12 protein-coding genes are annotated in these 14960 nt (G+C 39.6%); 2 read left to right on the top strand and 10 right to left on the bottom strand.

Annotation, left to right across the window (positions count from 1 at the left end; translation table 11 throughout):
• Nucleotides 1-94: 94 nt before the first annotated feature.
• Entirely contained in the window at nt 95-1546 is a 1452-nt protein-coding gene (locus tag DET59_RS00860) for an MDR family MFS transporter (protein ID WP_113967714.1), read from the top strand.
• 126 nt (nt 1547-1672) lie between these two features.
• Entirely contained in the window at nt 1673-2167 is a 495-nt protein-coding gene (locus DET59_RS00855) for a DinB family protein (protein ID WP_113967713.1), read from the top strand.
• Nucleotides 2168-2250: 83 nt separating this feature from the next.
• Here the strand turns inward: DET59_RS00855 and DET59_RS00850 are convergent, their stop codons facing one another.
• From DET59_RS00850 to DET59_RS00805, 10 genes are all read right to left on the bottom strand, one after another.
• A complete protein-coding gene (locus DET59_RS00850; protein WP_113967712.1) occupies nt 2251-3045 on the bottom strand; it encodes an ABC transporter permease subunit in 795 nt (264 codons plus the stop codon).
• A 16-nt stretch (nt 3046-3061) separates the two neighbouring features.
• Entirely contained in the window at nt 3062-3853 is a 792-nt protein-coding gene (locus tag DET59_RS00845; protein WP_113967711.1) for an ABC transporter permease subunit, read from the bottom strand.
• Nucleotides 3854-3859: 6 nt separating this feature from the next.
• Nucleotides 3860-4744, bottom strand: a complete 885-nt coding sequence (locus tag DET59_RS00840; protein ID WP_113967710.1) for an ABC transporter ATP-binding protein — start codon at nt 4742-4744, stop codon at nt 3860-3862.
• A 27-nt stretch (nt 4745-4771) separates the two neighbouring features.
• Nucleotides 4772-5392 carry a TetR/AcrR family transcriptional regulator gene (locus DET59_RS00835; RefSeq protein WP_258549521.1) on the bottom strand — a complete coding sequence of 207 codons (621 nt, stop codon included), beginning with the start codon at nt 5390-5392 and terminating at the stop codon, nt 4772-4774.
• A 778-nt stretch (nt 5393-6170) separates the two neighbouring features.
• Nucleotides 6171-7304, bottom strand: a complete 1134-nt coding sequence (locus DET59_RS00830; protein WP_113967708.1) for a GerAB/ArcD/ProY family transporter — start codon at nt 7302-7304, stop codon at nt 6171-6173.
• 32 nt (nt 7305-7336) lie between these two features.
• Nucleotides 7337-8428: a GerAB/ArcD/ProY family transporter gene (locus DET59_RS00825; RefSeq protein ID WP_258549520.1), complete on the bottom strand. Its 1092-nt coding sequence runs from the start codon at nt 8426-8428 to the stop codon at nt 7337-7339.
• Between the two features lie 18 nt (nt 8429-8446).
• Complete coding sequence (locus tag DET59_RS00820; RefSeq protein ID WP_113967706.1) at nt 8447-8683, bottom strand: hypothetical protein; 237 nt, start codon at nt 8681-8683, stop codon at nt 8447-8449.
• A gap of 5 nt (nt 8684-8688) precedes the next feature.
• The gene (locus DET59_RS00815; protein ID WP_113967705.1) at nt 8689-9891 is read right to left on the bottom strand and encodes a Ger(x)C family spore germination protein; all 1203 of its coding nucleotides are present in this window, start codon (nt 9889-9891) and stop codon (nt 8689-8691) included.
• Between the two features lie 21 nt (nt 9892-9912).
• Entirely contained in the window at nt 9913-11502 is a 1590-nt protein-coding gene (locus DET59_RS00810) for a spore germination protein (protein WP_113967704.1), read from the bottom strand.
• Between the two features lie 248 nt (nt 11503-11750).
• Nucleotides 11751-14915, bottom strand: a complete 3165-nt coding sequence (locus tag DET59_RS00805; RefSeq protein ID WP_113967703.1) for a DEAD/DEAH box helicase — start codon at nt 14913-14915, stop codon at nt 11751-11753.
• Nucleotides 14916-14960: the final 45 nt, after the last annotated feature.

The raw sequence follows: 14960 nt of genomic DNA, 5'->3' as shown, positions 1-14960 counted from the left end.
TTTTCGTGATTTACGGAACAATTCCCTTGAGAAATGATTCAAAATCAAGCATTATAGATAAGTATTTTATTTTAATCTTTAATGGAGGAACAACATGTCATCACAAATCAATACAAAAGCGATCCTCATTACTTTTATGATCGGTGCTTTTTTTGCCATATTAAATGAAACGTTGTTAAATATCGCCCTAACCGAATTAATGGCTGTATTTAACGTCGATGCTCCCACGGTTCAGTGGTTAGCAACAGGATTCATGCTCGTCATGGGTGTGCTGATGCCTATCTCCGCCCTGCTTATCCAATGGTTCACGACTCGTCAAATGTTTATCGGTGTGATGAGTGTGTTTCTTCTCGGCACGGTGATTGCTGCATGTGCCATGAATTTTCCTATGTTACTTGCGGGCCGGATGATTCAGGCTGTTGGGACCGGTTTACTCATCCCTGTCATCATGAATGCCTTATTGTTAATTTACCGACCGGAAGTCCGCGGTAAAATCATGGGTACGTTCGGACTGGTCATTATGTTTGCACCAGCGATCGGACCGACTCTCTCTGGTGTAATTGTCGACTTGTTAGGGTGGAGATGGTTATTCATTACGGTCATTCCCTTCGCCGTTTTCGCTATTCTATTCGCTCTAAAATATTTACAAAATGTCGGCGAAATCACTCGTCCCAGTGTGGATATCTTGTCCATTATCCTTTCTTCTATCGGTATTGGAGGAATCGTTTATGGATTTAGTTCAGCAGGAGAGGAAGCAGCCGGGTTTACATCTATGAAAATCATCTTGATCATTTCAATCTCGGTTATTAGCCTGGTCCTATTTGTCCTTCGTCAATTAAAGCTTGATGAACCACTTCTCGATGTTCGTGTTTTCCGATATAAAAGCTATGCGAGAGGAGTTTCGATTTTCGTCATCGTCATCATGGCTATGTTTGCATCTGAAATTGTCATGCCGATGTACTTACAAGGACCTCTCGGATATTCTGCAAAAGCAGCCGGATTATTATTACTTCCCGGGGCACTCTTAAATGGTCTGATGTCTCCAACGATGGGATCGTTATTCGATAAATACGGCCCAAGAAAACTGATCATTCCAGGAACCTTAACCTTAGTGGGGGTAATGATTTTCTTCAGCACGATTAATCCATCTACACCGATCTGGTTATTCGTTCTTTTCTATATGGTTCTGATGTTATCCATTTCAGCCATCATGATGCCTGCACAAACGAATGGTTTAAATGAACTGCCAAAGCATTTATATCCGCATGGAACCGCCATCGCAAACACCCTGCAGCCAGTCGCAGGGGCTCTGGGTGTTTCAATCTTTGTCAGCATCATGACACAAAGTCAGGCAGGGTATATTGAAGATCAATCAGGTGAGGTGACAGAAGGACTCTTAAATAATGCCATGACCTATGGTGTACATCATGCTTATTGGTTTGCTCTTGCCTTAGCTGCCGTCGCCTTCCTTATTTCCTTATTCATCCGGAAAGCTATTGCCCCTGATTTTGATGGAGAGGGAGAAGAGACTGGAAGTGAAAGTTAAAATTAAACTACCATATTACCTGAAAAGCTCAGATTCCTGAGCTTTTTTTTAAGAGAGCTATTACTGTACGTCCATCTTTCTAAAAAGTAAAATGGATGATGAAACTACCCATGAGGAGGAACTTGTATGGATAAAGAGATTAACATGATTGAGGACATCCGCTCTGACCTATTGAATAGTGTGAGCGATTTAACCAATGATGATATGAACAAAAGATTGGAAGAAGGTCGATGGACCATCATGCAAGTGCTGGATCATCTGTATCTAATGGAGAGATCCTTGACGAAAGCGATTCAATCAACGTTAGCTAAAGGTGAAGAGCAGGAAGTGCCATCGAAGCCGATCCACTATACGGTGGACCGATCGACAAAAGTAGATGCACCTCCATTTGTTGTTCCTACTGAAGAAAGTCTTACATTTCAAGAAGTGAAGGACAAACTGAATGCTTCCCGTAAAGACCTTCTCACCTTTCTTTATACAACAAGCAAAGGAGAATTACAGAAAAAAGCGTATCCTCATCCTATTTTCGGACTTATCCGATTAGATGAATGGGTACCGTTTATTGGGTACCATGAAAAGAGGCATTTGGAACAAATCGAAGAACTAAAAGCAAAATTGTAAACTATACATTTAGGAGCTTCTTTATCGTGAAGAAGCTCCTTTTATCCTCGTAACTATATCGTGCATCACTAGATTACTTACTTCTATACATGCAAATCCCGCTTGTCATATAGAACAAACGTGGATACAGCCAGAACCCCTATCAAAACAACTGAAATCCCAACAAATATCAATTCCAAACCGGCATCCATCACATTCTTCGCTTCAAAGTATTTGAATGGGGTAAGGTATTTCAAGCCTTCGATTTTTTCGCTCAGGTCGATGGCAAAGGAAAGGATAAAGGTGACTAATAAAACGGCCGCTGCTAATGTAGCGGCTTTTCCAGGCTTTTTGGTCGAAGCTGCAATCGCTGTTCCGATTACTAAAAATAATACTTGTAAAATTACCATTCCAAACATGGTGATTCCGATATCGCTGATAATGGATTCTCCTTCACTATATCTTCCTACTATTAGTAAAGAAGCTGACCATGTGATGATCGACAGAATCCCAACTTGCGTAAGAGCTGCCAACAATTTAATCCCTATGATTTTCTTCCTGGGCATTGGTTTTACGAACAGAAACTCTACGGTTTTATCCCTTTCTTCTTTTGAAATGATTGTTGCACCAATCATTGTTGCATGAATCGTTGTGAGCAACCCTATATACAGAAAGAGCACTCCATAAAATCCACTGGCAGTCGACATATCGAGACTACCTACGCCTAGAAATGCTTGAAGTGATTTTGGCATTTGAGCCATTAGCTCATTCATGGATTGACCTGAAGAAGAGAATCCTGCAAACTTCCCCATACCCGAACCGATCAAGGCAATCATCCCTATACACCAAATGATAAGGGATTTACGGTGAGCCTTCATTTCTCTTATATATACGTTCATCTTGTTCCCCTCCCCCTTACACCGTATGAATATCTTTTTTGTTGTAAATAACGAAGCTTCCGATCAGTGAAAGGACAATCAAGAACATCCCTAAGATCAGGAATGACCATTCATATCCCTCATGGTTCATGATATAACTATAGTCAAAGTACTTGAATGGAGATAAATAACGAGTAGCCTCCTCAGCAGCTGCAACCATACCTATTAGAAAAAAGGCAAACACGACACCGAGTGATAAGCTGATTACCGATTTCACCTTAGGAAATATAACAGCAGTGATGATTCCAACGGCAAACATAATCAATTGATTGAAAAAGAGAGTTAACGAAATCAGCAAGAATACATACAGACTGAAATTCTCCACTTTCACGACATTCGCCACAGTGATTGCTGCAATCACATACACGATATTTGTAAAAAGCAGCGATGTTAAAGCTGCGAGTATTTTAGAAGAAAGGATCTTCGTACGGGTAACTGGTTTGGTCAATAGAAAATCAGCTGTCTTTTCACGAATTTCCTTCGAGCTAATTGAGATTCCCAGATTCATGGCTTGAATCGCACCGCATAGTGTGATGTATAAAAAAATATACGAATAATAACCATTTAGAGAGCCTATACTGTCCACCTGAATACCTAACGCTTTTCTTACTCCCTCTGGGAATCCTTCCAGGAGCTTCTTAAATTCATTAATTTCATTAGATATAGAAGGAAACATTGACATAAACAGGATCACTAACACAATGAGTGCACCGGTCCAAATAAACGTGGACTTACGATAAGCCTTTAATTCATATAAAAAGATATTCATAGAGGATCAAGCCTCCTTTTCGTAATAGTGCATGAAGATTTCTTCTAAATCCGGCTCCTCGATCCAAAGATTCGCAATTTGGATATCGGCAATCTTCTTCATCACTGTGTTGATATTCCCCCTGAACAGGAAGCTTACATGATTTTGATTCACTTCAAGGTTACTCACACCTTCAAGCTCGAAGTATGATTGATCTACATCACTTTTCATTTCAAGTTTAAATTTTTTATGGTTGTTTTCTTTTAACGTACTGATCTTTTCAACTTGAACGATTTTTCCTTCTTTAATGATCGCTACTCGATCACATAGTCGCTGAACTTCACTCAATATATGAGAAGAAAATAGAATCGTGGCTCCCTTCCTATTTTCAGCTTGAAGCAGTTCGAAAAATTTTTGTTGCATTAAAGGGTCCAAACCTGAAGTTGGTTCATCCAGGATAATGAGCTTCGGTTCATGAAGCAACCCTTGAATGATTCCCACTTTCTTTTTGTTTCCAAGTGAGAGATCATCAATCTTCTTTGTTAAATCTAAGTTCAGCACTTCAGCCAATTCTTTAATCCTCTTCGTGCAGTCTTTCTTGTAGAAACTGGCAGAATACTTAAGTAGATCCATCACCTTCATGTTGTCGTAATAAAACACTTCAGATGGCAGATATCCTACTTCCTTTGCAATCTCTGGAGCGGACTCAATACAATCCTTACCGAATATTTTCGCACTGCCGCTCGTCGGATGAATCAGCGAAAGGAGGGTTCGAATCGTCGTTGATTTCCCTGCGCCGTTTGGCCCGATAAAGCCAAAGATTTCCCCTTCTTCCACCTGGAAACTGATGTCTGTGATCCCTCTGGACTTTCCGTACGTTTTCGTTAATTCATTAATTTCAATCACATTCATCGATCTCATCCTCCCTTTTCCTATTTCTTATTTATAGAATGACACCTTCAATAATTCGATGTAGGAATCGATTTCAGCCAGCACTTCTTCTCTATTAATTTCTTCTACAGAAAGTGTCTTAGCCTTTTGTTGTTGTTGATTGGCTATTCCTTCAAAGGTCCAATAAATAATTTGAATCGACTTTTTCACATCGACTCCTTCTTTGAATTTCGATGTATCCATATTGGAGAATAATTTTGCAAAGCTGTTCTCCACCATTTTGACTTTAATCTGCTCGATATCATCTTTCACTTCAGGTGCTTCCTCGAGAAATGCACTAGTAAGAAAATTTATGAGATGCGGATAAATGGCAAAAAGCTCAAACTTTATCAACGTTACTGCACGAATCGTAACGAAAATATCGCGCTCTTTCCAATCAATACGCTCATAAATCTTCTCAGTGAATAAGTCGGATAGATGTTCATACAGTGCAACATACAAATCCTTTTTGCTATTAAAATAATGAAATAAAATTCCCTTTGAAATCTTTGCTTCCTTCACGATCGCGTTTGTTGAGGCGTTTTGGTAACCATTCTTCGCAAAAACTTGAGTTGCTGCATTAATGATCCTTTCTTCTTTCTCAGAATCTATGTTCAACGTCTTAAACAATATTCTCTCTTCCTCCTTTTAGGGGACAAGTGTTTGACCACATCGGTCAATTATATTATAGCTTTTTTGACCAGCGTGGTCAATGTTATTTTCGCATAATAGTTTACCCCTTTTTGCGTGCTTTTCCCTTGTTCTCTATTTCAATTAGAAGATATTCCTAACCAGGAACGTAAAAAAGAAAAAAGCTCATAATTTCTAAGCTTTTTCATCTTTTTCCACATTTTCATGTTTTTAAATCGCTCTTTTCGTAAAGATTATTGTTTTTAACATAAGTTCTGCAAGGCTCTGTCGATTAGTGTGTGCTGGATGGTGAGGGGAACTGCTCCGCTTGCAGCTAGCGTTCGGCCGAGCCTCCTCAGCTTAGCCGAACGGGGTCTCGGCACGCCCATACTACCGCAGGAGTCTGCGCAGTTCCCCTCACCATCTTTAATAGGATCTTTGTGACAGAGCTTCAAGGTGTACCAGAAAACAAAATAACTAGAAAAAATAATTCTGCTTCATTAAGACAATGAATCTCTACTTACCTTAAAAGAGATTGTTTGCTAAAAAGCTTGTTTAAATTGTTTTCGATTAAGGATTCATGCTCAGAAAGTTGATTCTCGCTGCAGGATGGTCGACTCCTGCGGGAATAGCTGGACAGGTGAGACCCCGGAGGCGCAGCCGAGGAGGCTCACCGCCAGCCCCGCAGAAAGCGAGCATCCTGTAGCGGAAATCAACTATTACTTTCGTGTCTACAATAGCAACAAACTTTACGAAAAGAGCCTTTTAAATTGACCTTCTACAGGGAACGACTCCTTTTTTTGAATAATCTTTTCACTACCATAATCAGAAATAATAATATTGGAATATACACCTGAAATGGCATATGTACATATAACGGAACAACTTTGAGACCTACCTGTAAATGTTGTGTAAATCCTTCAGCCATAAAAACCGAGCTTGCTAGAAGTGCTGTACCCGTCAGTAATAAAAAGAATTTCTGCTTCTTGATACGAAACAATCTCTCAAACCCATACATTCCCGCAAAAAAGAAGAGGGTGATTTTAAAATAGACACCTATAATGAATATCCCCAGTGCGATGGGATCTAAACGTTGAATTATTTCGGCAATATTTACTTTTTCTATTGCCTCCATAAGGGGGAATTCTGTATTTTTCCCTATAGTGGGCCCGAGTATACTTAAAATGACACCCATGGTTACAATGAGTACGGTACCACTAAATATCACTGCAAAAAGCCCTGTCTTCAATAACTTTTCCTTTCTATTTAAGAATGGGAAAATCATCGTAAACACGATAAGTTCACCGAAAGGGAATGTTAAGGTTAAGGGGAATGCTGTTTTTAAAACAGGAAGCCAACCTTTTTCAAGTACAGGCTGAAGATGCTCCATTTGCGGAAGGCGATCGATAAATACGAATATAAAAAACAATGAAGCGAGGATCGTTAGGATAATGAAAAATATATTGCCAGTTCTCGCAATAACTTCGATCCCTAAGTAGTAGGAGTAAACCACCAATAGTACCATGAGTAAATTTATGACCATTAATGGTGTTTGACTAAGTGTAGTGGTAATGAGAAGGTCTCCGAAATCTCGCAATACCCTTCCTGCAATATAGAAAAAATAAAGAATATACATAAAAGCAATGATTTTCCCAGGGTATTTCCCTACTATCTTTTCCACATATTCCGTTAATAGCAGGTTGGGATACTGTTTAAAAAGGGATTGATACAAAAGAAAAAGAATGATTCCGCCTATCATCGCTAATAGAATCACTAACCATGCATCCTGGTTTGCGTCAAATCCTAATCCCACGATAATTGAACTGCCTAATTCAAACAAGAAAATCAATACAAACAACTGGGTTGAATTTATTTTGTATGTTGTTATGAGGTAGCCCTCCCTTACACCCACTCAGTAAAAAAATTACAACTATTGGTTATAGCCTATCTTTCATGTTTTTTTCTTATGAAAGCTACAATCAATAAAAGCAAAGGTAAAAATACGCTAAATGTACTGTCATAAAATGGCCAGTATTTTGAAATCGTATCATTAAAATAGGCTGCATTTGGAGAAATGACGATTGAAAGTACAGTGATAATCATACCCATTGGATAGAGGAGTACCTTGTATTCCTTTATTCTTACTATTTGGGCTAATGCTACGTTCAAAATATAAAAATAGAACGTAATCTTATAATAAGTCGTTAAAATCCACATCACCGCTAATATCACTTCTATCCTTTCCAGGAAATCACCAATCCTGATCACTTTGGCTAAAGCAAATGTAGGATAAAAAGACCTTTGTGTAAGATCGTACCCCAATATTAGAATCGTAAAAGAAATGATAATGACTAATACAAGCCCCCCACATAAAGAACCTATGAGGAAGCTTTTTCTGATTTTTTTTTGATGATTTACATAGGGTAAAACCATTAAAAATACTACTAATTCCATAAAAGGAAAGGCCACCACTGTAAAGGCACCGTCAATGACGGGTTGTATCCCACCCTCAAGAATAGGCTGCACATTCTTCAAATCAATTAAGGGAACAAGTGCGATAACAAATACTACAAATAGGATCGTAAAAAAAAAGAAAAATATTTCTCCTGATCTCGCAATAACTTCGATACCTAATCGTGCCCCCATGACGATGATGACTACAAATAACAGGTTAACCATTATCACAGGTGTATTAGTCATGATATGTGTTGTTGTAAAATCCCCGATTTCCCTTACATGTGCTGCAACTGATAGCAGCGGATAAAAAATAAATAGAATCGAAACAAAAATTCCTGGCCACTTTCCAAGGATTTTTTCGTTATATTCCACTAAGGTTAAATGAGGATATAGTTTCCCTACCGTTCCCAATAAATAGACGACAAATAAACCAATTAATAATCCGAGAATCGCTGATAACCAGGCGTCCTGTTTGGCTATAGCAGCCGGTATTGCCGGTAATACCAGAATAGAATCTCCTATGGTAATGAGTATTACAAGTATAGTAAATTGAGGAAGATCTATTTTCTTGTTATCCAAAAGAATTCACCTCATTTACTATGAATGTAACAACGACGTGAGCAAATCAATGAGAGGTTTATATACGATGATGAGTACGTCCAAGGGATTTGGGATACTTACATTTAAACCTCTCGCTATGCTTAATCCAACTCCTATAACGAAAAGAACAGAAAATACCCATAGCTCTCTTTTAGCTTTATTTTTTATAAGGGAAGGTACTTCAGCCATAATAATGAGGATAGCTACAATAACAATTCCCAGCGTTGCCCACATTATGGTCACTCCTTCATTTCAGGTAAAAACGAGTTTCCTATCTTACCTAAACGGCGAATTTTAATATCAGCTTTCACATTCACGTCAAGATCAGTGAAGTGTTTTTCATTCCAATCCTTTTTTAGCTTCTTCCATGACTCAGGGTCTGAACGATGGATGACATCTCCAAATCCGAAAATATCGACTGCGAAATCTTCCTGAACTGTTTTTATGGTTTCTTGAGTGAGCTTCACAAAACTATCTTCTGTTTGCTTCTCTAATTCATAAATGGTTTTTGGTTTTGTTAAATCAATGGCGCATTTCACTTCCCCTATATTTCCTTCGGCCTCGATAGAAACTTCAATTTTTGGAGTTCCGTTTTCCACTGTTCCTTTTACTTTCGTTTTTGACTGTATAACTTCAAAATTCATTTCCCCTTTGCTTGGACACTGGACATTAGCCACCGTGTTTTTCACATTATCCATGATGACGTTATACCCTCTACTCTGCTCCTGGTTTAACCATCCCAACATTCTGTCTCTCTTGAATACCGCTATGCCGGTATATTTCAAATAGGCTGCAGGGTTAATCTGTTCTATGTTCTGGACGTTATCTCCAATAGAAGGTTCACCTTTAATTTCAATACCTGTTAGTACAGGACTCTTTCCTTCAGTCACCAGGCTCCGGATAAGCTCATGTAAGGTTACGGAGGTTGTCGGGGCCCATGTCTTCTCTGAAGTTTCCAGAGAGGAAAGCATGTTGTTTGCCGGTATTTTCTCAATTGTAGTTAACATTGATAATATATTCTCAGCAGTCGATTCCTTGGCAATTACAATAAAGAAATCTGTCCGATATTCATGATCCCTTGCATAAAAATCCAACACTTTTCCTATTCCTTCTTTGGCCAATTCTTCCCCAATGACAAGAATTCTGAGATGAGAATGATAAATCTTCCTTGGACTGACGGTCGTTATTTCCCGCATTGCTTCAAATACGGTTTCTTCAGTCCCTGTATAAAGGGTTACGGGTATCCCAGAACTCGCACCCGCTTTTAATGCAACTTCACTCGGAATAACAATTTGGGTTGATACCTTGTATTTACCATCCTCTTTATCGATTCCTTGACCTACACTTATGGCCAGTTCATTTAATTCAACCCGGTTCCAACAACCTGCAGTACAAAGAATCAAAAGAAAAATATAGAGGAGAGTTATTGTTTTTCTAAGCATCTAACAACCTCCATACATCTATTATTGATTATCAGGTGGGGTCGGGGATGGACTATCTTCACGATTCACATTCTGGTGATTCATTAAATGTGGGCGTGAGATCAATCCCCAGTGTGGGAATCTGAATAGGGAATCCTTTTGATCTTCAACATTGAACGGCCCAAAAGGACTCATATAAGGAATGCCGAACGAACGTAAACTGCATAAATGGAGTATCATTGCAATAAACGCAGCGGTAATCCCGAATATACCAAATGACGCAGCCAATCCCATAAATATAAAGCGAATCATTCTAATGGAAATACCCATATTGTTAGACGGTACCACGAAACTCGCGATCGCTGTAATGGATACAACAATGACCATGGCAGCAGACACAATTCCGGCTTCTACCGCTGCTGTTCCAATGACCAATGTGCCAACAATGGAGACGGCTTGACCGATTGCTCTCGGCATCCTTATACCGCCTTCCCGTAATATTTCAAACGTCACTTCCATCATCAGTGCTTCGACAAAAGCAGGAAATGGTACACCTTCACGCTGAGATGCCAGACTAATAAGAAGTGGGGTCGGTATCATCTCATGATGATACGTAGTGACAGCAATAAAAATGGACGGGGCTAATAAAGCAATAAAAAAGCAAATTAAACGAAGGAAGCGTATGAGGGTACTAAAATCCCACCTTTGATAATAGTCTTCAGCAGCTTGGAAAAACTGGGTGAATAATGAAGGGACCACTAGAACAAATGGAGTACCATTTACCAAAATAGCTACACGTCCTTCCAAAAGGCAAGCGGCAACCACGTCGGGGCGTTCTGTGTTGTAGATTGTAGGAAATGGAGAGAATGTTTTATCTTCAATCAGCTCCTCAATATAACCGCTTTCCAATATCCCATCAATCTCTATTCGACCGAGACGCTTTCTTACCTCTTCCAGCACTTTGTCATTGACGATTCCTTTAATATACATAACAGAAACCTGCGTTTTGGTGACTCTCCCAATCCTTCTAGACTCTACCCAAAGGTTTGAATCATTGATTTTCCGTCTTATCAAAGCTGTATTCGTCCGTATCGACTCTGTAAACGCTTCTCTCGGCCCTCTGACAACAGATTCCTGAGTGGCTTCTGCTACTTCCCTGTCCTTTCCTCCACATAAATCAATAGTGAGTCCTCTGGTGAATCCATTTATTAAAACGATGACGTGTCCAGAAAAGAGAGTGGAATACAATGTCTCAAAATCTTTACATTCTTGAATATTCCCAACAGCAACAACAGAATCTCTCAAACAATCCAATAAATCTCTTTCGGAATCACTATTGTCTTCAAAATCAAAATCAATCATGAGAGATTCTAAGATAAAATCATTGATTGATTTTGTGTCAACGATTCCATCTGTATAAATGATCCCTGCCTCTATGTATCCTTCCTTTCCCAATTTAATTTTTCTGATAACAACATCATCACTATTTCCTATTGCTTGTGATATGGACTCTAGGTTTCCTCCTAAGCTTGGATGTAATTGATTCACTTGTGATGTACCCTTGTTATTATCTTTAGGTGTGGAGGTCGGATCTGTCTCTTCTTCTTTATTTGTTTTTGAACGTCTTCGCATGAATTACACCTGACTTTATGTACAAATTTTTATCAATAGTTCCCACATTCATTTCAACTAATAGATCACATGCATTTTGAAAAAAAAAGATTCTCTTCTTCGCATGAAACTTTCTATTCTTTCCCATTTATCATGCTTATTTATAAAATTTTTATTCGTTTGATGTGAGCGTTCTTTCTAAAATTCAGGAGGAATATATCAATAAAAGGTGAAGCTTCATTTATATAGAAGCTCCACCTTTATATTGACTAAAACGATAATATTTCTCTAAGCTCATCTTCCGTCATGGAAGAAACGATTTTATCTTCAGGGTCGATCACCTCTTGAATGAGGTGTCTCTTTTTTTCTTGTAGCTCATTCATTTTTTCTTCAATGGTTCCGCGGGCGATGAGCTTGATGACTTGTACCTCATTTTTTTGCCCCATGCGGTGGGCTCGATCCGCTGCTTGTTCTTCGACAGCAGGATTCCACCATGTATCATAGAGGATGACGGTATCAGCGCTTGTTAAGTTGAGTCCCGTACCTCCCGCTTTCAATGAAATAAGAAACAGGTCGCGTTCGCCTTCATTAAATCTGTTGCACATGCCTACCCGCTCTTCAGAAGGCGTTGAACCATTAAGGTAAAAGAAGGTCTGTCCCTTTGCCGAAAGCTCTCTTCCGATGAACTCAAGCATTTTGGTAAACTGTGAAAAAATCAACACCCTCCTGCCTGAAAGCCTTGATTCTTCTAATATCTCCATGAGCTGAATGAATTTTGCTGAAGTTCCCTGGTACCCCTCTACAAATAAACCTGGATGACAGCATATTTGTCGAAGTCTGGTTAAACCAGCCAGAATTTTGATTCTGTTTTTCCTCAAGGTATTTTTGTCCAAGTGCTTAAGTGTATCGTGACGCAGCTTGGCTAAATAAGCAGCGTACAATTCTTTTTGAGGTGGCAGCAGTTCCACAGATTCCATGATCTCCTGTTTTTCCGGAAGTTCTGATAAAACATCTTCCTTCATTCTGCGCAGGACAAACGGGCGAATTCTTTTGGCGATTTCTTTTTTTGTAAGACGACTGTAATCTTTAAGCCCTCGAAATAACCCCGGAAATATTACGTGAAAGATTGACCACAGCTCTTCGAGTGAGTTCTCAACAGGTGTTCCCGTTAGTGCAAAACGGTGATTGGCTTCGATCTTCTTTACGCTTCTTGCTGTTTGCGTTATTGGATTTTTAAACGCCTGAGCCTCATCATAAAACACCGTGTGAAATTTCTGTTGCTCGTACCATTTGATATCACTTCGAAGTAACGGATAGGAAATGATAATTACATCGACATCCTTTAATCCATTCTGCTTCTTCATTCGTTCTGCTTTATTTCCATCCAGTATCACTGCTTGTATTTCAGGAGCAAACTTCGTAAATTCACTTTGCCAGTTGTAGGTGAGGGACGAAGGACAAACAATCAGAGCCGGAAGTTTCTGCATCCTAATCTCATCTAACATAGAAACAATAAAAGAAATGCTTTGAATGGTTTTTCCTAACCCCATATCGTCGGCTAAGATCCCGCCAAGACCATAAAAGGCCAGGGTTTTCATCCATTGATAGCCGTCTTTTTGATATTCTCTCAACAGTGTGTTCAAGGTTGGTGGTACGGCAAAATCCATACTGCCGGGATTCATGATACGTCTCAGGAACTCTTTATACGATTCCCCTAATTTGAACGTGTGGCTCACATCAACTGAGTCCAGGAGTTGAAGGCTTTGATGTAATGGCAGCTCGAGTCCTTTGATTAAATCATTTTTCTCCGCTTGTGACGTATGAAGAAATCGCTGAATGTCTTGGAATTCAGTGGATTCCAGTGACAGAAGCGATCCGTTTCGCATCCGGTAATATTTACGTTTTTCATCTAATGCCTCCAGGATCTCCATGATCTGTCGGTCAGGGATCCCATCCATTTCAAACTTGAATTCCAGCCAGTTCATTCGTTCTTTCTTCACCTTGACCCGAATCTTCGGACCATTATTACCCTTAAAGACACGGTTTCTAACTGCCGTAGTCGCGTAGATCTGGACAAGATTCTGAATCTTCGTCACTCCGTACGTTAAAAATTCATATTCTAAATCCTCATTGTGTAAAAAATAACCGCCTTCTGTTTTTCCAAAAGAGAACTCTTCCATTAATTCAAGGATGGTATCTTCTTTCTCCACCTCTCTAATTAGTAAGGATCCCAAGGGTGGTTCGCGATTTTCCAATGGATGAATCACTACATTTTCGTAATGAAATTCAAGACCCGCGAGCAAGCGATTCTTCACTCGATCAAGATACAGCTTAGCCACAAGCGGCGATTTTTCCAATCTTTTGGAAATTCCGTCCGAGATTGTGACCTTCCCCAATTTCTTTAAACCAATCGCTACTTTCTCAAGAAAAAAGCCTATCTTGGTTTGAGAAATGGGTATCGAGTCTGTTCCTGATTTGCTGATAAGCCGCTTTAATTCAGAAAGCCGTTTGCAATCCCTGGTGTCCAGTCGGGTCATTGTTCCTTCATGAAAAACGGCTTGATATTCATCAAGGACGATCATATTTTTTAACCCGGTTATGTGTAAAATGTAGCTTCCATTCTCATTTTGGCCAAATTCGAACTTCAATGGAAGCGGTGTCTTCAATAGCTTGATCCCCTCTACGGTGTGCTGGCTTTGCTCTACTTTAACCCTTGGCGCCTTTATAAGAAACGGTAAAAGCCGCTCCCATGCTGAGGGTGGGATGAGCAATTGTTCATTAGTGTTCACTTCAGTTGAAGAGTATATTGTCTCTTCCTGGGCCAAATTACTAAGCTGTTGCATCACGGGACCGGTATCGGTTTCAAAGCAATGAAGTTGTTGATTGAAAATGAATGATCCTGAAAGTTGGAAGGGAACTCCTTCTTTGATGCTCTGTAGAAACCCTCTAACCTGTTGAATCTTGACAGAGTGTATCGTTAATTCAATCCCGATTATAGCTCCACCAGTTTTTAAGGTAACAGGCTTAATCAGTATTTCACATTGCAGTACTTGTCTATTTTCAAAATGCCTCTGGTGACCAGTGGATCGTATGGATTCATCCTGAAACAAGGTGAAAAATTCTTCTGTTACTCCCCCTTCTTGGCTGTTTCCCCGACGCTGCTCATATTGAATGGCGAGCAGGACAGCTGCGATATGTTGACAATCTTTATCAAACGATGCCAGTTTGGGACAGCTGCACTTTGCGTGGAGTTCTCCATTAGCTCCCCCTGTAACGGTTACGTGGAAATCTTCCTCCCCCATAACGGTCGCTTCACAATAATTTGAACTGAATTCGTCCATCTTCACTTTATTGGAACGGTAATAGGCCTCTCCCCTTTTGAAAGAAACAGTACCGCATCGTTCTTTTATCAATTTTTGATGTATGACCTTCACGTGTCTGGTTCCTTCCTGGAAATGTTTGTATGTAAGAGAAAGTTC

Origin of the sequence: Rossellomorea aquimaris (assembly GCF_003315075.1) — a bacterium.
Taxonomy (GTDB): Bacteria; Bacillota; Bacilli; order Bacillales; family Bacillaceae_B; genus Rossellomorea; species Rossellomorea aquimaris_C.
The sequence above is the reverse complement of the archived record's forward strand: the minus strand, read 5'-3'. Positions and strand labels throughout refer to the sequence as shown.

What these genes read in the sequence shown, in the direction of transcription:
- DET59_RS00860 (WP_113967714.1), top strand. Translation starts at nt 95, where the DNA reads ATGTCATCACAAATCAATACAAAAGCGATCCTCATTACTTTTATGATC.
- DET59_RS00855 (WP_113967713.1), top strand. Translation starts at nt 1,673, where the DNA reads ATGGATAAAGAGATTAACATGATTGAGGACATCCGCTCTGACCTATTG.
- DET59_RS00850 (WP_113967712.1), bottom strand. Translation starts at nt 3,045, where the DNA reads ATGAACGTATATATAAGAGAAATGAAGGCTCACCGTAAATCCCTTATC.
- DET59_RS00845 (WP_113967711.1), bottom strand. Translation starts at nt 3,853, where the DNA reads ATGAATATCTTTTTATATGAATTAAAGGCTTATCGTAAGTCCACGTTT.
- DET59_RS00840 (WP_113967710.1), bottom strand. Translation starts at nt 4,744, where the DNA reads ATGAATGTGATTGAAATTAATGAATTAACGAAAACGTACGGAAAGTCC.
- DET59_RS00820 (WP_113967706.1), bottom strand. Translation starts at nt 8,683, where the DNA reads ATGTGGGCAACGCTGGGAATTGTTATTGTAGCTATCCTCATTATTATG.
- DET59_RS00815 (WP_113967705.1), bottom strand. Translation starts at nt 9,891, where the DNA reads ATGCTTAGAAAAACAATAACTCTCCTCTATATTTTTCTTTTGATTCTT.
- DET59_RS00810 (WP_113967704.1), bottom strand. Translation starts at nt 11,502, where the DNA reads ATGCGAAGACGTTCAAAAACAAATAAAGAAGAAGAGACAGATCCGACC.